This is a genomic window from Pseudomonas sp. D4-21 (assembly GCF_051132125.1).
Classification (GTDB): Bacteria; Pseudomonadota; Gammaproteobacteria; order Pseudomonadales; family Pseudomonadaceae; genus Aquipseudomonas.
In genome coordinates, this window is sequence record NZ_CP071664.1 from 2823468 (window position 1) to 2842272 (window position 18805).

General features: G+C 61.7%; 12 protein-coding genes and 1 pseudogene. 8 read left to right on the forward strand and 5 right to left on the reverse strand.

What is annotated here, in order from left to right:
- The first annotated feature begins 66 nt into the window (after positions 1-66).
- Both J3Q04_RS12665 and J3Q04_RS12670 read left to right on the forward strand, forming a co-directional pair.
- On the forward strand, positions 67-492 hold the full coding sequence (locus J3Q04_RS12665) for a GlcG/HbpS family heme-binding protein (RefSeq protein WP_420763916.1): 426 nt from the start codon (positions 67-69) through the stop codon (positions 490-492).
- A 91-nt stretch (positions 493-583) separates the two neighbouring features.
- Complete coding sequence (locus tag J3Q04_RS12670) at positions 584-1417, forward strand: AraC family transcriptional regulator (protein WP_420763917.1); 834 nt, start codon at positions 584-586, stop codon at positions 1415-1417.
- A gap of 6 nt (positions 1418-1423) precedes the next feature.
- Here J3Q04_RS12670 and J3Q04_RS12675 read toward each other — a convergent pair.
- Positions 1424-2959 (reverse strand): annotated as a pseudogene (locus J3Q04_RS12675) (family 10 glycosylhydrolase).
- A gap of 295 nt (positions 2960-3254) precedes the next feature.
- Here J3Q04_RS12675 and J3Q04_RS12680 point away from each other — a divergent pair.
- Together J3Q04_RS12680 and J3Q04_RS12685 are read left to right on the forward strand one after the other, a co-directional pair.
- Complete coding sequence (locus J3Q04_RS12680; protein WP_434605747.1) at positions 3255-3857, forward strand: LysE family translocator; 603 nt, start codon at positions 3255-3257, stop codon at positions 3855-3857.
- A gap of 225 nt (positions 3858-4082) precedes the next feature.
- Positions 4083-9188 (forward strand): dermonecrotic toxin domain-containing protein, encoded by a 5106-nt coding sequence (locus tag J3Q04_RS12685; RefSeq protein WP_434605745.1) that lies wholly within the window; start codon positions 4083-4085, stop codon positions 9186-9188.
- Here the strand turns inward: J3Q04_RS12685 and J3Q04_RS12690 are convergent.
- Both J3Q04_RS12690 and J3Q04_RS12695 read right to left on the reverse strand, forming a co-directional pair.
- Positions 9145-10146, reverse strand: coding sequence for a class I SAM-dependent methyltransferase (locus tag J3Q04_RS12690; protein ID WP_434605743.1), 1002 nt, complete (start codon positions 10144-10146; stop codon positions 9145-9147). The genes J3Q04_RS12685 and J3Q04_RS12690 overlap by 44 nt on opposite strands.
- Before the next feature lie 123 nt (positions 10147-10269).
- On the reverse strand, positions 10270-10950 hold the full coding sequence (locus J3Q04_RS12695) for a murein L,D-transpeptidase catalytic domain family protein (protein WP_434564106.1): 681 nt from the start codon (positions 10948-10950) through the stop codon (positions 10270-10272).
- A 163-nt stretch (positions 10951-11113) separates the two neighbouring features.
- Here J3Q04_RS12695 and J3Q04_RS12700 point away from each other — a divergent pair, with 163 nt between their 5' ends.
- Positions 11114-12676, forward strand: coding sequence for a L,D-transpeptidase family protein (locus tag J3Q04_RS12700; RefSeq protein ID WP_434611490.1), 1563 nt, complete (start codon positions 11114-11116; stop codon positions 12674-12676).
- A gap of 11 nt (positions 12677-12687) precedes the next feature.
- Here the strand turns inward: J3Q04_RS12700 and J3Q04_RS12705 are convergent, their stop codons facing one another.
- On the reverse strand, positions 12688-13320 hold the full coding sequence (locus tag J3Q04_RS12705) for an NAD(P)H-dependent oxidoreductase (RefSeq protein ID WP_434611488.1): 633 nt from the start codon (positions 13318-13320) through the stop codon (positions 12688-12690).
- An 84-nt stretch (positions 13321-13404) separates the two neighbouring features.
- Here J3Q04_RS12705 and J3Q04_RS12710 point away from each other — a divergent pair, with 84 nt between their 5' ends.
- The 3 genes from J3Q04_RS12710 (at position 13405) to J3Q04_RS12720 (ending at position 17402) form a co-directional block, all read left to right on the forward strand.
- Entirely contained in the window at positions 13405-14034 is a 630-nt protein-coding gene (locus J3Q04_RS12710) for a TetR/AcrR family transcriptional regulator (RefSeq protein ID WP_434611486.1), read from the forward strand.
- Between the two features lie 223 nt (positions 14035-14257).
- Positions 14258-15784, forward strand: coding sequence for an alpha-amylase family glycosyl hydrolase (locus J3Q04_RS12715; protein WP_434558830.1), 1527 nt, complete (start codon positions 14258-14260; stop codon positions 15782-15784).
- A gap of 10 nt (positions 15785-15794) precedes the next feature.
- On the forward strand, positions 15795-17402 hold the full coding sequence (locus tag J3Q04_RS12720) for an alpha-amylase family protein (RefSeq protein WP_434611484.1): 1608 nt from the start codon (positions 15795-15797) through the stop codon (positions 17400-17402).
- On the opposite strand, the gene J3Q04_RS12725 is transcribed toward J3Q04_RS12720, so the two are convergent.
- Positions 17391-18374, reverse strand: a complete 984-nt coding sequence (locus tag J3Q04_RS12725) for an SDR family oxidoreductase (protein ID WP_434611482.1) — start codon at positions 18372-18374, stop codon at positions 17391-17393. The genes J3Q04_RS12720 and J3Q04_RS12725 overlap by 12 nt on opposite strands.
- Positions 18375-18805: the final 431 nt, after the last annotated feature.

Here is an 18805-nt window from a genome sequence, read left to right on the forward strand (position 1 = left end):
AGCGCATTGCCCACGGCCTGTAGGCGCTGGCCGGCAGGCCTCATGTTCCATAACTCGGGGTGATTCATGAAAACCAAAGCGGTACTCACGGAACAGGACGTTGCACAACTACTGGTGGCGGCCAAGGAGCTTGCTCACCAGCGCCAATGGGCGGTGTCGGTGTGTGTGGTGGACGATGGCGGGCATCCCCTCGGGCTGCTGCGCCTGGACGGCGCGTCGCCCTTGTCGACCTACATCGCCACCGAAAAAGCCCGCACCGCCGCCATGGGACGGCGTGACAGCAAGGCCTTCGAGGACATGATCAACGGCGGCCGCCTGGCCTTCTTGAGCGCGCCGCACTTGCAGGGCATGCTCGAGGGCGGCGTGACGATCCGCCATGACGGCCAATGCATCGGCGCCATCGGAGTTTCCGGTGTGAAGGCCGAGGAAGATGCGGAGCTGGCGCGGTTGGCGGTGGAGACGGTGCTGCCGGTAATCACGCCCGATGCGTGATGCTATTTCCCCTCGGTCTGCACAAATCTTCCAGACAGAGGCCCGAGCAGCCGTTAATCTGCCGGAGCACATCGACTAGACGGAAAGAAACATGACAGCGCGCAACTGGATCGATCTCAAGCAGGACGCCACGTCCGGCATCGAGACCGTGCGCGCGCATTTCGAGGGGCATGCCTACGATCCGCATTGGCACGACGCCTACCTGGTGGGCGTGACGGAGCAGGGCGTGCAGCAGTTCCATTGTCGCCGACAACAACACACCAGCACGCCGGGCAAAGTGTTCCTGCTCGAGCCCGGCGAACTGCATGACGGTAACGCCCCTCACGAACACGGTTTCACCTACCGCACGTTGTATCTCGAACCGCAATGGCTGGAGCGCGAACTGCGCTCGCTGTTCGAAGAAGCGCCGGACAACGCCCGCCTGGGCTTCGCCGCAACCCTCAACGACGACGCACAACTGGCGCGCGCCACCGCCACGGCTTTCCAGAGCTTGCATGAACAGGACATCCTGATCGTGCGCCAAACCGCCCTCGACATGCTGCTGTCCAACCTCACCCAACACCTGCACTGGCGCGCGCGGATCAATCCCGACCCGCGCTTGCCGCTGGTGGCCCAGCAGGCCCGCGACTACCTGCACAGCCATTTGAGCGAGGACATCGGCCTCGACGACCTCGCGCGGGCCACCGGTGTGGATCGCTTTCGCCTGAGCCGCGCGTTCAAAACCGCTTTCGGCCTGGCGCCCCATGCTTACCTGATCCAGCTGCGCCTGGCTCGGGCGCGACGTCTGCTGGCTCGTGGCGAAAGCGCCGTGGCGGTGGCTGCGATGCTCGGTTTTGCCGACCAGAGCCACCTCGGCCGTTGGTTCCAGCGTGCCTATCGCATGAGCCCGGCGGACTATCGCAAGCGAGCACTCCGGAACCAATGAACCGGTTCATTCGCTTTGTTGCGGTACAAGGGCGCTCCAACGGGCGAGCGCCATGGCGCTTTCATTGTGGTTGCGATCAAGTGCTGTCACGGCATACATCATCCCCTCGGAACTCGACGGTGACGTATCCACCCAACACTGTTGTGTTCCCGCCCTACGCACCGTAGCGATCAGATTTTCAGGATTGTCGATCATGACTGACTGATTGCACGCGAATCTGTAAATCGCGTAGTACACGGTCCCCTCGTCATTTCCATCCACCCATCGAAGTTCAACCCCTTGCGACGCCGTGCGGCATTCCGGCTCTATGGGTGGGGCGGGGGGCTTTGTGCCTTTCCACGGCATGGAAGGAACGAGCGCCAGGGTTGGCCATATACTTTGCTTGATCACACCTGTCGCGGGCAGCACCGCCGGGGCATGGAAGAATGACGCTCGAAAAAGAACACTTCCGTGAACGCCCTCCGATGTGAGGTTCCACAGGAGTTGGTTACCGATTTCAGTCGTGCCATTTTCCACGAGCCACTGTGGTTCCGCACTGCTGGCGACTCCTACTTTATAGAGTGCCATGCCGATATATAGATGCACACTTTTGCCGCGAACGACACTTGCCCACCAGTTCGAAATAATGTCGTACTGCACTATTCTGCGCGTCAGCGGCCAATACACTTGAGGCGCGATATAGTCGAGCAGTTCATCCAATACCCACTGTCTCGTATCGGCGAACTGCTTATCGTAGGTGGGACTGCCGGCCGTGGTATCCGACCCCTCTATATCGTCTCTTTGGTTGCGCCATACTCCTGCGGGACTGACACCGAACTTGACATGTGATTTCGAGGCTCGTATTCGCCTGGAAAGCAGGGCTATCATCTCGGTGATGTTATTTCGGCGCCAATCGCCCTTGTCTTGAAAGGCATTACCATACTTCGCAAAAGTGTCCGCATCATCAAGTGGCGAGTCTGGCGTTTCGTAATAGAAATAATCATCGAGATGAACGCCATCGATGTCGTAGTTGTCGACCACTTCCATGATGCCTTGAATAACCCAATCCCTTGCCTCTGGAACCCCTGGGTCCAGCACGAATCGCTGCGCGGCGATGCGGACCCAGTCATGATTCGACGAGTAAACACTGACGGGCGAGGCGGGGGGCACGTTACTCAACGCCTCGACAGTGCTTTGTCTTGTATTCATGGAGACTCTGTATGGGTTGAACCATGCGTGCAGCTCCAAGTTGCGCAGGTGTGCCTGCTCGATGGCGAACTGCAATGGATCGTAACCGGGATCCTGGCCCAAAGTGCCAGTAAGTTAGGCCGACCAAGGCAGTACTTGCGAACGGTAGAAGGCATCGCAAGCCGGTTTGACCTGAAAGAACACCGCATTGAGCCGCAGCTTGACTGCCTCGTCCAGCAGGTTTTTGAGTTCGTTCTTTTGTTGGTTGATGCGTGCCTGAGGATCAACAAGCGAGAGGGAGTTTTTTGACGGCCAGTCGAGATTGATTACTGTCGAGATCCACGTGCCTCGAAGATGGCGCTTGATGTTAGTCAAAGTATTACTCCCCGCAGAAAATATGATGTGTGCGGACAGGAATATAAATGAAGTAGTCAGGGTTGGTTGTTCAGCGTGCTGTCAATTTTGCGGCGAGATATTGCACGATCGAAGTGTGTAACTTGGCATTGCCATATGCGTCCGGTAACAGGGTTCCTCGACTAGCTTCGCGGGTCGGTTTTTACAGTAATGCACTGAGCCCGGTGGACTAGCGCAAGCGCTGCTCAATTGTTCCAGACTCAATACGGCGGCATCGGGATGATCAGCTCTACGATCACCAATGAGAAGTCGCTCCATGGACCAATTACTGCCGTTTGCCTTGTTTGCCTTCGTCGCCTCCATCACGCCGGGCCCGACCAATATCCTCGTACTGAGCCACAGCTCACGCTACGGCCTGGCGACCACTTGGCCGATAATCCTCGGCGCTTGCGCAGCCGCCGCCATGTTGGTGCTATTGGTGGGCACCGGGCTGGGGGACGTGCTGGCCCGGCATGGCATGGTTCAAACGGCGCTGTCATGGGCCGGCATCGCCTGGCTCAGCTGGATGGCTTGGCAGATCTACAGCGCACCGGCTGAAGCCATCGACCCGGACCGACCTGTGGACGGGCCCCGACTCGGCCTGGTGGGCGCCGCCGGGTTGCAGCTGGTGAATCCCAAGACCTGGATGATGGCGTTGGCGGTGGTCAGCGTGTTCGCCGGGTCCGAGGCCGACCGTACGGCGCGGGTGCTGTGGCTGTCCCTCGCATTCTTCGCGATTTCGATCCCCTGCATGACTGCCTGGGCCTGCTTGGGGCGTGGCGCGGCGAGGTTTTGCCGTTCCGCCGTTGCGATGGGCCGCTTCAATCGGGCCATGGCGGTGTTGCTGCTGGTCTCGGCGTGGTTGACGTTGGTTGTCTAGTCGAGAGCCGCTTAGATGGCGGCCTGACGCGAAGGGGCAACGGGTTCGCTGCACGCACCCAGGCGCCGGGTGCGATTAGCCGCGAGCCCGTGCCCCAGTCTCGCAACCCCTTGCAACGCTTCGCCGGTTTCAAAAAGCGTCCGATTTCGACAGCATCGCCCAACCCTGAGCTGAGCGTGCTCACCACTTCGAACGCTCGAACGACCCCAAGGAAGGAGGTCCATCATGTCCATTCAAACTCATGTCGCCATCATCGAGGCCAAGCTGCCCGGCTGGTTGAAGCGAGCCGCGCGCCCTCATCAGACGCGCTTGAAAGCCCTCATGAAGCAGTTACAGAGCGACAGCGACGCACTCAACGCGTTGGTTGCCGACCTGCCGAAACCAGCGGTTTTCGCAACCAACCTGCTGCAAGCCGAGCCACAGATACAACGCTGGATTGCGGTAAACGGCTTTGGCACGGCTGTCGATGCGGTGCGCAGGGCAAGGGTGAGTCGCACCCACTACATCCGTGACCCCGCCCTGACGGTGGTGAAAGCCGCGATGCAAAATTTCCCGCCCGCCGATGCTGTGACAGGCAGCGACTTCGATAAGGACGGCGTGCTCTACATTCAAGGTCGCAGCCTGGAGTTCCTGGACGCCGATGAACGATCGGATACCGCGGCATTGCCCATATCACCCGCCGAATTTGCGCGTCTTTGCCGCCGGATTAACGCAGGCGGGGCTTACCGACAGGTGCTCGAAAGCAGGTTGCCGCACCTCGGCGCCGAAGTCCCCGCCATTGCGCATGTCTACATGAGCTATGCACGCAGCCGTCTCGCCTACGATGCCTATGAAGCGAAGCTGGACGGGCGCCTGGATGAAACCGGCGAGCGGATGCTGGCCCACGTTGGTGTGCACCTGGAAGAGCGACCTGCCGTGCCGCTGGCTTGCGAGGTCAAGTCCCTTGAGCTGCTGTCGGTGCCGTTGTTCGGTGCACGGGTTTACTGGGGCGTGCAAGGCAACGCCGAAGGCGTTCGGCCAGTCGTCCTGCACATGCCCCATGATGCGGTGGCGCCCCTCAAGCAATTCAAAAGCCTGCAAGCCATGTCTGCCGAGCTGATCGAACGGGTACGTAAACGCAGTTATCGCCAGAGCCTGATGCATTACTTCCCGTTGCGCTTGCAGGCCTCGTTGGGGACCGCGTTGCACGATCAGGTGGAATGGCGGGTGGATGCCCACCCTAACGTGATGCAGGAGATCTACGGCCGCATCACCGGCTGGCGCGAGGGTGAGCGGGGCGAGGACGGGACGCGGGAACGCATCCGGGTGCCGATGCCAAAGGTTGCCTGGGGCCTGGGTGATCTGCGCGAGCAGCCCTGGCCCGCTTGCTATCGCGAGTGGCGCGGCCATGTATTGGCCAACGCGGCTACGCTGATGGTTCCCACCGAGGAGAAGGACTGGCAGGCGCGGATGGCGCGGTTTGCCTACTGGGAAAGCCTTGCCGAGCGTGCGTTGATGGTCACGGCCATGCTGTTCCCGTTCTACGCACCGGTTGGCATGACCGCGGCGGCGGTCGGGGGCGCGCAGATGGTGTATGAGATTTTTGAAGGCATCCAGGCGTTCAACGAAGGCCAGGCCCAGGAGGGCATCGACCATATCTTCAATGTCTTGTTCGGGATCGCCCAAGGTGCCTATCTGGGATTCGTGGGCGGGACCCTGGAGCCGATGTCCGCCCATGACGGTAGCACGCGCTTGTGGAACGGCGATGTGCGTAGTTTCCGGGCGCAAGGCGTGCCGCCGGCAGAAGCCGAACAGGACGCGTGGGGCGTCTGGCGCACACCGGAGCAGGCCTGGGTTCGAATCGACGATGACTACTTCGAAGTCCAGGGAGCCGGCGACGCGCTCGACCTGCGCTTGCCTGCCGACCATCGTGGTATCCGACCGCCCCTGAAGTGGAACCGTGCCCGTGGTTGGCAGTGGGCCCATCGCGATCCGATGCGGCAGGGCAACCTGGAGCTGCTGCGATCTTTCGCCGAAACACCCTCCGAGCTGGATGACCAGGCAATCCTCTCATTGCAGCGCCAGACAGGTATCAACGAGGAACATCTACGCTATTTGCAGGTCGAGGGCCAGCCATTGCCGGCAATACTCGCCGACAGTCTGGATGACGCGAGGAACTGGCAGAACCTGAAACAGGCCGTCGCGCGACTGCGCCGCAATGAGTCGATGGGGGGCGCGCACTTTCGGATCGTCCAGACCCTTGTCGATCTTCCAGGCTGGCCGAGAGGCGCCACGCTGCGCTACGACGATGGCGTCAGGGTCTACCCCATTGGGCGTGCGGGCGACGTGCGGTTTATCCGATTGACCAGCACAGATTTGCAGAGCGATGCCTGGGCCAACTATTTGCTCTCGAATTTGGGCAGGGAAGAACAGACCGAGATACTCGGGCAACGCAGCATCGGCCTGCGCCCAGCAGAGCGTAGTCGGCTGTTGGCGGACCGCTGGGCCGACCTGTTGGAGCGCAACGCGGCACGGGTGACCGATGGCATGCGTCGCGGTGTCGAGCTGGATCCGTTGGCCACGCCGATCAAGCGTGCTTTTCCCGGTATGCCGGAGTCCATCGCCAACGAGCTTGCCCGTCAAACGACGGGGGTCGAACGGTTGCGCTTGGTCCAAGGGCGTGTGGCCGGGGACTTGGGTGACCAATGTGCCGAAGCGTTGCGTGAGTTGCGCCTGACCCGCGCGCTGGGCGCATTGGAACGCGGTGAAAGCACCGGCGACCGGGATCGCCTGGTCATGGGCCTGCTCGACCAGTCGCCGCTGGCCAAGGGGCGTTTGCATCTTCGCCTGTGGTCGCGGGAACTCCGGACTCCGCTTGAGCTGGAAGGAGAAGGGCCGATGAAGACCATCCGCCAGGAAGGTGAGCGATACCAGCCTTTCGATGAACAAGGTGAAGAACTGGCGGGCCCTCTCCCGTTGGAGGAAGCGCTGCTCAGGGCCATGCCCGATGATGCGCGCAAGGCGCTCGGCCTGGATATATGGGACGCGACGAAGCTGCGCACCCGTTTGCTCGACCAGGCCTTGGATGATCGGCAGGCACTCCGTGGTTTCCTACAGATGAAGCGCATCGGTGATGACGGGCCCGGCCTGCAATCGCTCAACGGCCGCATGGGTTACCCGCTCAGCGGGCGTGGACGCCTTCCTCTATCGGCGTGGCGCAACGGCCTGGACCATCGGATCGAACAGCTTTATCCCGGTCATGCCGGTGATGCCATGGTTCAGCTTCGGCTGGATCTGAGCCAGCAGGCGAGGCGGGCGGGCACGACGCTGGAGGCGTTGGTCGACCGGCTGCAAGCCCAGTGGACAGCACTTGACCAAGAGCTGCATCACTGGGAATCCCATGGAGACGTGCATCACCCCGCCGAAAACCCGCTCGACCCGCAGGCGCGGGCCGAGCAGCGCAGGATCGTCGGCGGGGAAATCCGCCGTGCCTGGCGACGCACCCCGGTTCCGGGCCAGGAGGGGAGCGAGGTGCGGTTGAAGCTGTCGGGGCACTACCTCGGCCGATTACCGACCATCAGCGCAAATTTCGAGCACATCGAAGAGTTGATGTTGACGAATCTGAGCCTGGATGAGGACCCATCTGATTTCCTCCGGTTGTTTCCCAACATCGATACCTTGCACCTGCGGGGCAACCAGCTGAATACGATACCCGTGGCTGCCGGCGAGTTGCGCGGGCTGCTGGAGTTGTCGATGAAAGACAATCCCTTGTTGATGACCGCCGATGTCTTCGTACCTCTGCTTGGCGGCGATTCGGCGAGCAACCTGCATATCCTGAACCTGTCGGGAGTCAGCAGTGGGGTAGGGCCGTCGATGAGTGCCGCCACGGTCGAGGCCATCGGTCGCCTCGCCGAGCTGCCTTCGCTGCAGGACCTGGTATGGGCTGATAATCTGCATTTCACTCCCGAGCAGCTGCGAGCCATCGCCGCCTTGCCGGAGCTGCGCATCTTGAACCTGTCGCGCTGTGGCCTGAGGCTCGATGAGGAAGGCAGCGCATTCCTGCGCACGGCGACCGGGCTGGAGGAGCTCGCCTTGAACGGCAACAATTGCACCCATCTGCCAAGCCTGCCCGAGCTCAGACTGTTGCGGGACCTGGGACTGGCCAATACCGGGCTCGATACGGTGCCCCCGGCGGCCCTGGCGATGCTGTCCAATCCATCCGCCGCGCATATCACCCTCGACCTCATGAATAATCGGATCAGCAATATCCAGGATGACCTGCTGCCTCTATTGGGCGGTGAGCCAACACCTGAGGTGCTGGCAATACTCCTTCAGAACAATCCGTTGCCGAGCGCCCAGATCCAAGCGCTTCGCGTCTTGCGACCGGAGGCCTTTCGCTACACGGCCGATGATTGGTTGGAGGGCTTTGACTCTTTTCGAGGCTCCCTGGAGGCGGCGCGCGATGAGCCCGGGAACAGGCGGTTCATTGACTGGTTTTCAGTCCGGATGACCAGCGATATCAACAGTGCCGACCCGGGGCTGCCGTCCAATGCTCGTTCCAGGGGAGCCGCCGTGCTTCAGCATTACACGAATTTCGAGGACATCTATGCCGAGCTACCGAGCCGACTGACAGACTTTGATCCACAACTGGCAGCGCTGCGCAGCCGGTTGCAGGCGCGCATCCTGGACAGGGTATCGCCTGATTTGTCAGAGCTTGAAGTACACATATCCATGTTCATTACGGTACAGCGCGCCCGCCTTTTGAATGAGCCAGTGCCTTTTGCCAGTTTCATGAGAATTCAATACGACTTCTGGAATTACTCGCTATCGCTCAGGCCGCTCACTGTTGCCGAGCGTGCCGCACTGATGAGCCGGGAGGCGTTCATCGACTGGCTTTGCACGGCCCAGGACATTTTCAACGATGCTGATCAAGTTGCTTGCGTAGGGGAAACCACTTGGCGGCCGTACCTTGGCCTGATGTCCCGGGACTGGACTGAAGGAGCGACCATTTGGGAAAGCGTGGACGAGAAGCTGTCGGATGCCTTCAGCGAACCGGTGGACGCGGCCGGCTGGCCGCAAGCGCTGCTGGACAACCTCAGGCATCCAGCCGCCGATCTACCGAGTGCCTGGGAGCACGCTCCGGTGGATGGCCAGATGGTTTGGCGCCGAGCGAACCTGGAGGCCGTGAACGATGTGGACTGGACTGCTGGCCAGCCGGTGGCACTCAATGATGATCAGTTCCGGCGCACCATGGCGATCTACCGCTCGGTGAGGACTCGGGAGATCGACGCCCTGGTTCGTCGCGTGACTACCGATCTGGTCGATCCATGGTGGCCGTTGCGGCCTCAATAGCGTCCATACCCTTGCCTGAGGCCTGTCGCCTGAATACCAGGGCCTTGAGGCCACAGGCCGGGTCAGCGTCTGGAAACTCCGGGGGATTGGCCAGCCGCTCTGCAAATAACAGCCCCGGCGCTTCGCGCATGACACCGTCGATGAGGAAGTCCGGGCCGGTGGCCGGATCGTTGCTGCAAGCCAGGACGGTTCCGGCAGGCGTCAACAGTTCCGGCAGGCGGCGCAGTACACGCTGATAGTCCTTGGTCAGCAGAAAGCTGCCTTTCTGGAAAGTGGGTGGATCGATGATGACAAGGTCGTACGGCCCGTTGTTGATGACCTTGCCCCAGGACTTGAACAAGTCGTGGCCGAGGAAACTGACCTGGCCCAGGTCATGGCCATTCAACCGGTGATTGTCGCGTCCACGGCTCAAGGCCGCGCGGGACATATCCAGGTTGACCACGTGGTGCGCACCGCCGGCAATGGCCGCTACCGAAAAACCGCAGGTGTAGGCGAAGAGGTTCAGCACCCGCATGCCAGAGGCATTGGCCCGCACCCAGTCGCGCCCGTAGCGCATGTCGAGAAACAGGCCGTTGTTCTGCTTCCTTCCCAGATCGATCCGGTAGCGCAGGCCGCCTTCGGTCAGGGTCCATTCATCGATCGGTTCGCCTACCAGCCACTGGGTGAGACTGTCGGGCAGGTATCGATACTGCACGGCGAGGGTATGGGCGCCGCTGTGTTGCCAGGCGGGCGAGGCGGCGAGGGCGCGCAGCATGGTGAACAAGTCATCCAGTTGCGTTGGATCGGGCTCCTTGAACAGCGAAACCAGCACCACGCCTTGCAGCCAGTCGACAGTGATTTGCTCCAGCCCTGGCCAGCAGCGCCCGCGACCGTGGAATAGGCGACGGGTTTCGTCGGGCACCGATCCCAGCGCCGTCGACAAGTGGCTCTGCAATGTTTGAAGGGCTTGAGGATTCATCAGGAAAAACGCCAGCGACTCGAAAGGCCGGCATTTTAACCACCGGCGAACCGGGTGCAATCCCTGTGGCGAGCAAGCTTGCTCGCGCTTGAGTGCGAAACACTCACACGATTGGGGCTGCTGCTAGCCGCCACTGGTCGCCAGGATGCTCGCCACCTGTTGCGGCTGGCAATTGAGATAGGCCGAACGCTTGAGCCACGCCGGGTCGGGGTACCAGGAAAACATGAATTGCCCACCCTTGAGCTTGTCGATCACCTGGCGCGCCACTTGCGGGCGTACGGCGGGGCAGCCGAGGCTGCGGCCGATGCGACCCTGGCGCGCGCTCCACAGCGGATTCACATAATCGGCGGCGTGGATCACGATCGCCCGGTCCCGGGCCAGGTCGTTGAAACCGGGTTCGAGGCCGTCCATGCGCAGGGAGTAGCCATGGGCGCCCTGGTAGCTTTCCTGGGTACGGAACAACCCGAGGCTGGACTGATAACTGCCCAGGCGATTAGAGAACTGCGTGGCGAAGTTTTCCCCGGATTTCTGCCCGTGGGCCACCAGGTCGCGCAGCACCAGCTTTTTCTGGCGCAGGTCGAAAATCCATAGCCGGCGGGCCGTGGACGGTTGCGAATAGTCGATCACCGCCAGGTGGCGGGCCTGTCCAGCGCCGTTGGCAACTGCGCACTGCATCGCACTCAGGGCACTTTTCAGCGCCTGGGGATTGAGTTCCGGCGCGGCGTGGGCGAGGCTGTTGTAAAGAGGCTGGGTCTTGGGTTTTTCGGCCAGCGCGGGGCTGCACACGACGCCCAGGCTGGTCATGACCAGGCAAAGTCGGCGCAAGTAGGCCGATACAGGCGAAAACAGCTTATGGTGGCGTTCGTTTGCGGCATCCCGTCCGGTTTCGTTTGTCTGCATGATGGCGGGTCGTACCTGTCGCAAAAATTCACCGTCAACGAGACGGCCATGGATTGGAGTAAAGCAGTTGTTTAAAAAGCCCGCATGTTACCTGAGCCTTTTATTGCTCGTTGCGCCATTGGTCGCTACGGCCGATGACGGCGATCCGGGGCAGGCGCAAACCACGCTGGCGCAGCTGTCGGTCAACTGCCCTGAGTTGGCTGCAAGCGTTGATTTTCCGACAGTCATGAGCTTGCAGTCCCTGTACCAGCAAAACGCAGGCCAGGCGATCTGGATGGACGATGAGCGGTTACAGGCGCTACAAATCCAATTGCAACAACTGGCGGATGATGGAATGGATCCGGCCCGCTACAGCCTACCGGGCCAGGGCGCCTATTCGAATGCGGCCTGTACCGACATCGCCATCAGCCAACGCTACCTGCAAGCCCTGCATGATCTGCGCTTCGGTTATCTGCCACAGAACCGCCTGGAGCCGATCTGGAAAGCCAATCCGCAATTGCCGGATCGTCGATCCATGGTGCTGCACTTCGCCATCGCGGGCCTGCACAATCCGGTAGAGGCTTTCGAACTGGCTCGGCCGAGCCTGACGCTCTATCGCAACCTGCGCGAGCTTTACGTCCGGCAGCGGCAGCAACCCCTGGCGGACTGGCAATCGGTGCCCGGTGGTCCGCTTTTGCAGCCAGACAAGCGCGACGCCCGCGTCCCGGCACTCGCCCGGCGCTTGTTCAACGAAGGCTACCTGAGCGTGCCGCCACTCGATGCCGATGAGCATTACAGCCCGAGCCTCGTGGACGCGATGAAGAATTTCCAACTTGACCATTCGCTACAAGCGGATGGGGTAGTGGGCCCCTGGACCGTCTCCGAGCTCAACATCAGCCCGGCCATGCGTCGCGAGCAGTTGCGCATCAACCTGGAGCGCATGCGTTGGTTGGCCCAGGACCTGGAGCCGGACAGCGTGCTGGTCAACGTGGCGGCGGCGCAACTGACGGTTTACCAGGGCGGCGCTCCAGTGTGGCAAACCCGCACCCAGGTGGGGCGTGCCGAACGCCAGACGCCGCTGATCAAATCGCGTATCACCCGCCTGACGCTGAACCCCACCTGGACGATCCCGCCGACCATCATGCGCGAGGACAAACTGCCCGAAATCCGTCGCGACCCGGAATTTCTCACTCGGCACAATCTCCGTGTGCTCGATCGGGACGGCTTGCCGGTGGCAGCGGAGAGTATCGACTGGGAGCACCCCGGCGATCTCATGCTGCGCCAGGATGCCGGCTCGAAGAATCCCTTGGGCAAACTGGTCGTGCGCTTTCCCAACCCGTTTTCCGTGTACCTGCACGACACGCCCAGCCAGGCTTTGTTCAGCAAAGGACCGAGGGCCTTCAGCTCTGGCTGTGTGCGCATCGAGCAGGTCATGCACATGCGGGACTTGCTCGTAACCCCGGCCGAACGCAAGCGGACCGACACGCTGCTGGCAAGCGAGCTGACCCATGAATTCAGGCTGGCCAAGCCCGTGCCGATCCTGCTGGGCTATTGGACAGTGCAAGCGGACAGCCAGGGCCGGGCGGTGTATATCCCGGATATCTACCAACGCGATATCGCCCTGTCTGCCGCTGACCGCCGTGCGCTCTGAGCACAGGGGGCTCAGGCGCATGCCGCTTCGCCCGTTACATGGGCCGTCTCGTCAGTTGTCGAAAAGAGCCGTTGGCCAAGGGCCTCTGCCGTTTGCAGATGTAGCTTCGGATCGAGGCTTTCCGATTCGAGCAATCTGTCGGAGCTCACGACGTGGGCGCCGCAGTAGTCGAAGATGCCGTGTTCGATTTGCGTGACCATCGCCTTGTCGTAGCCGTGGCGTTCGAAACTGCCGGCATCTGCGCCGCCGACGCCCACCAAATGAACCCGCAGCCGCTGGAGTTTCTGGACAAATGGTTGACCGGGGATGTAATCGAACGCCCAGCCGTTGGAAAATACCCGGTCGATCCATCCCTTGAGCAAGGCCGGCATCGACCACCAGTAGATCGGGTACACCACGACCAATGCGTCGGCACGGTCGATCCGGGCCTGCTCGGCAAGAACATCGGCGGGCGGTGCTGCAACGCGGCGATGAACCGCACCGTCGGCGTAATCAAAGCGTGGGTCGAATCCTTCGGCCGCCAAATCGGCTATCTCGAACGTATCCGTCGGATTGGCTTGATTGATCCCGTTGCCAATGGCTTGGGCGAGGGCATGGGTCAAAGAACCCGGGTTATGGTGAGCAACAACGATAACGGCATGCATATGGATTTCCTCTGGTATCGCGCATTAACAAGCGCGTATGATCAGCTAAGTTACTGAACGTAAGTTACCGTTGGTATAGTTAACATGTCAACCCACGAAGAAAATGGGCGCCCCGGCGCTGCACCCCGGCGGCGGCTATCGCGCGCCGACAGGCAACGGCAGCTGTTGGAAGTCGCCTGGCGCATGGTGCGCGAAGAAGGCAGCGAGGCGCTGACCCTGGGCCGCCTGGCGGAACAGGCTGGCGTGACCAAACCCATCGTCTACAACCACTTCCTCACGCGATCAGGGCTACTGGCCGCGCTTTATCAGGATTTCGATGTCCGTCAGACGGCGTTGATAGGTGCCGCGATCGACGCCAGCGAGCCGGATCTGGAAAGCCGCGCGCAGGTGATTGCTGGCTCCTTTGTGGATTGCGTGCTGCTTCAGGGAAGGGACATACCGGGCGTCAGCGCGGCGCTGAGCGGCACGCCTGAACTTGAGTCCATAAAAAGGGAATGTGAACGAAGCTTCCTGGAAAAATGCCGATCGGTCCTCGAACCCTTCGCCGGAACCGGACGCCTTTCCCAAGCGAGCCTGCGGGCGATGCTGGGGGCGGCGGAGGCGTTGTCCGATGCGGCGGCCAATGCAGAGGTCAGCGCGGAGGAGGCCAAGCGGGAGTTGTTCCTGACCATCGTTGCGATGGTCGAGCGGGCTGCCGGAAATGCCTCAAACTGATCAACCGCTATCGCGAGCAGGCTCGCTTTCATAAGTCTTGTGAACGGAACAACCCCATGTGGGAGCGAGCCCGCTCGCGATGGCGGCAGCACATTCAACCTCTCTCCAAGAAAAAACGAACCCCAGGCTCCTTTTTCGGTTCTTAACTGATGTCCCTTGATAACAGGGACATCAGGCGGGGCCGCGGTCTTGCCCACCAAACACTGCGATCAAAGGAGGCGACATGCCCAACTCCTTCCATTCGCCCTGGTGGAAGAACGCTGTGATCTACCAGGTCTATCCTCGCTCTTTTGCCGATGCCAACGGCGATGGCATTGGCGATCTTCCCGGTTTGACGGCACGTCTGGACCATCTGCAACGTCTGGGCGTCGATGCATTGTGGCTGTCGCCGGTGTACCGCTCGCCGATGTGTGACGCAGGCTACGACATCTGCGACTACACCGATGTCGATCCGCTCTTCGGCAACCTGGCCGACCTCGACGCATTGATTGCCCAGGCCCACGAACGAGGCTTGAAGGTCCTACTCGACTTCGTGCCCAACCATACGTCCGACCAGCATCCCTGGTTCCTCGAATCACGTTCCAGCCGCGACAACCCCAAGCGCGACTGGTACATCTGGCGCGACCAGCCCAACAACTGGCGGGCCTCGATCGATGGCGGCAGCGCATGGACCTGGGACGAGACCAGCCAGCAGTACTACTTGCACTTCTTTTTGCCGCAACAACCGGATCTCAATTGGCACAATCCAGAAGTCGTGGCCGCCATGCACCAAGTCCTGCACTTCTGGCTCGAGCGCGGCGTGGACGGGTTTCGCGTCGACGTGGTGCATTGCGTCGGCAAGGACCCGAGTTTCGCCGACGACCCGCGCTGCATGGCCGGTGAAACGATGGTCAAGATCAACGACCAGCCGTATAGCCATGAAGTGTTGCGAGGGTTGCGACGCCTCGTTGACAGCTACCCCGGCGAGCGGGTGCTGATCGGTGAGGTGAACATTCGCTCCACGGCGCAGGTGGCGGCCTACTACGGCGCCAGTGACGAATTGCACATGTCATTCAATTTTCCACCCCTGGACGCCCCCTGGGACCCGGTGGTGTTTCGCATGTGCATCCGCGAGGTGGAAAACGACCTCGGCCCCTTGCAGGCCTGGCCCACGTGGGTGCTGTCCAACCACGACAACAGCCGTCACCGCAGTCGCTATGGTGGCTCGTTGCGCCGGGCGAGGGCCGCGGCAGTGATGCTGCTGACGCTGCGGGGCACACCCTTCATCTACCAGGGCGAGGAATTGGGGCTGGAAGACACCCAAGTAACCGCCCAGACCCGCGTCGATCCTGGCGGGCGGGACGGCAGCCGGGCACCGTTGCCGTGGACGTCCCAGGCGCCGCACGGTTGGTCGGGGCAGGCGCCGTGGTTGCCATTTGCAGCAGACGCCGGCGCGTTGTCGGTGGAGTCGCAGGAACGTGCCGCCGATTCGGTGTTGGCCCTTTATCGCCGTTTGCTCGCCTGCCGTCGCAATAGCCTGGCGCTGCGCCTGGGCGGCTGGGAAGAACTGCCGTCCCATCCACAAGTGCTGGCCTATCGTCGCCATTGTGAAGGCGACGAGCGCCTGGTCTGCATCAACTTTGCCGACAACGAACACACCTTTCCTTTGGCCGATCCCTGGCGGGTGGAAGTCGCCAGTGATGGGGCGGACGAAGGCCAGCCGTTCAGCGGTCTTCTGGCTGCCGAGCAGGCCGTGATCCTGTGTCGATAAGGAGTGATCAATGAAAGCCAATTGGCACCGAAACACTTTGATCTATCAGATCGATCCATCCTTGTTCTACGACAGCAACGGCGATGGCCGGGGCGACCTTAAGGGCATCATTCGCCAGCTGGACTACCTTCAGGCGTTGGGCGTCGGTGCGCTCTGGCTGATGCCGCTGTATCGGTCACCGTTCAAGGACGCCGGTTATGACGTCAGCGATTTCATGGCACTGGACCCGCGCTTTGGCAGCGAAGAAGACTTGCGCCAGTTGATCGTCCAGGCCGGTGAGCGCGGCATTCGAGTGATCCTTGAATTGGTGGTGCAGCACACCAGCGATCAGCACCCCTGGTTCCTTCGCGCGCGGCGGGACAAGGACAGCGTCTATCGAGATTATTATCTGTGGTCCGACACGCCGGTGGACGATGGCAACCAGCCAATCTTCCCATCGGTGGAGGACAGTATCTGGCGCTGGGACGAACAGGCCGGACAGTACTATCGACACCTGTTCTACCGCCATGAGCCGGACCTCAACCTGGCGAACCCTCGCGTGGTCGAGGAGATCGAGCGCATCATGGTCCATTGGCTCGAGCTGGGCATCGCCGGCTTTCGTCTCGATGCCGCTTCACACCTGGTGGAACAGGCTGGCGGCGGCAATGAAGAGCAGGGCGTCTGGGTGCTCGACCGATTCTACAAATGCATGACCCGCATCAACCCCGAAGGCGTGCTGATGGGCGAAGTGGATGTCGAGCCGGAGCGCTTCAGCCACTATTTCGGTACCGGGGAACGCTTGGGCCTGGTCTTGGATTTCTGGGTCAACAATCATCTGTTCCTGGCACTGGCCCGTGGCAAGGCCGAGCCTTTGCAGCGGGCCATCATCCGGCGTCCGGCGCCACCGGATGGTGCGAATTACGCGGTCTGGCTGCGCAACCATGACGAACTCGATCTGGAGCGCTTGAGTGAGCAGGAACGCGAGGAAGTGATGCAGGCGTTCGCCCCGGAACCGGACATGCGCCTGTACGGCCGAGGCATCCGCCGGCGCCTGGCGCCGATGCTCGGCGGCGATGTCCGGCGCCAGGCCTTGGCCCAGGCATTGTTGTTGTCACTGCCCGGGACGCCGATCGTGCGCTACGGCGAAGAAATCGGCATGGGCGAGGACTTGTCCCGTCCCGAGCGCCTTTCGGTGCGCACGCCCATGCAATGGAGCGACGAGGCCAATGCCGGGTTCTCATCGGCCCAGCGCCTGGCTGCGCCGCTGATCGACGAAGGGCCGTTCGCCTATACGCGACTGAACGTGGAAGCGCAGCTGGATGACCCCGATTCGCTGCTGGCTCGCGCCCGTCGATTGCTGTTGGCGCGCAGGCGGTTGGGTGAAGTGGGCGACGGCAAGGCGCGCCTGTTGACGGTCGATCATCCAGCGGTGTTCGCCATCGCGCATGAATGCAGAGCAACCTCGGTGATGCTGGCGAATATCGGGACCGACGCGGTCACCGTGCAGTTGCGCGAGCTGGACCTGGAGGGTTTCGAGGAAGTGCTCTCGGACAGCCCGTACCCGGCCCCGGCGCAATCGAAGCTGGCGCTGAACGGATACGGGTATCGCTGGTTCCGGCGCAGTGGCTCAGAACAGTAGCAGCACGAGCGCCAACAACCCGCCACAGGCCAACAGCAGGGCCGACACCTGTGTCGAGCTCAGGGCCAGCGCAGAGTCCCGGGAGCGGCCGTTGAAGCGCCCGCGGGTACGATGCATGGACTCCTGTGGCTCGAACAGATTGTCCGGGCGCTGATTGTCGTCATCCTCGTTGGTCATTTGCCCCGACCAGGCGTTGCGGGCCAACAGGCGATCGAGCAGCCCAGGCATCAGACACGTGCCGACAATGGCTTTGAGCGACGCCGCACCCAGCCACAATTCCCTGGGCGTGCGCTTGACCACGCTCAATATCGCCCGGGCGGCCACGTCCGGATCATGAATCGGTGGCACCGGTTGCGGGCGCTTGCCCAGCTTGTTCCGGGCCCAATCGAACTGCGGCGTGTTGACCGCCGGCAGTTGCACCATGCAGACCTTGATTTTGCTGTGCTCATGAAGCAGTTCGCAGCGCAATGAATCGGTAAAGCCACGCACCGCGAACTTGGCTCCGCAATAAGCGGCTTGCAGGGGAATCGCGCGGTAGGACAGTGCCGAGCCGACCTGGATGATCACCCCGCGATTACGTCGTCCCATCAGGTCCAGCGCTGCGAGGGTGCCGTGGACGGTGCCCAGGTAAGTCACCTTCGTGACTCGGTGGATTTCTTCGGCGCTCAACTGACGGATCGGCGAAAACACCGTGACCATTGCGCAGTTGATCCACACATCGACAGGTCCCAGTTCGCGCTCCATCCGCTGGGCCGCTTCGAAGACTGCATCGGCGTCGGCGACATCGACGCTGATCGCCAGGCACGTCGTACCCAATTGGTTCAGTTCTTCTGCGGTAGCCGCCAAGGCTTGTTCGCCCCGGGCCAGCAACCCGACGCGGTAGCCCGCCGCGGCAAACCGGTGGGCGGTCGCACGACCGACGCCGGCGGTGGATCCACTGATGACAACGACAGGTGGGTTTCGCTCATCCATTGCGTTCACATCCGATCAATAGCCTGCGCCCTCTGGCGCTGTTGGGTTCCAGTTATTGTGAAAATCCCGGCCAGCGTAGGTTCAGGATTTTTTGCGCGCGGGCTCTCAGGGTTGCACTTATATGAAGCCGTCGGTGCCCGATCGCACCATCGCAAGGCAAAGGAACAGGCGGATGTCGCCCACGGGTTTCGGGTAGCCGAGCTGACCCCTTCGCGAGCAAGCCCGCTCCCACAGGGGGCTGGCGGCGAATATGCGATTGCTGATGAGGTTTGGCACGCTCGCTGCAAGACCTTGTCCAGGCCCACCGTGAACACAATCGAGTGGGTAGCCCCGTCGGTCAACGAAGATCGAGCGCCAGCAGGCCGGGGGATAACGGTAGATCAGGGCGCAGCCGCCGGGTCGATACCGCACAGAACAGGCAAAGACGCCTG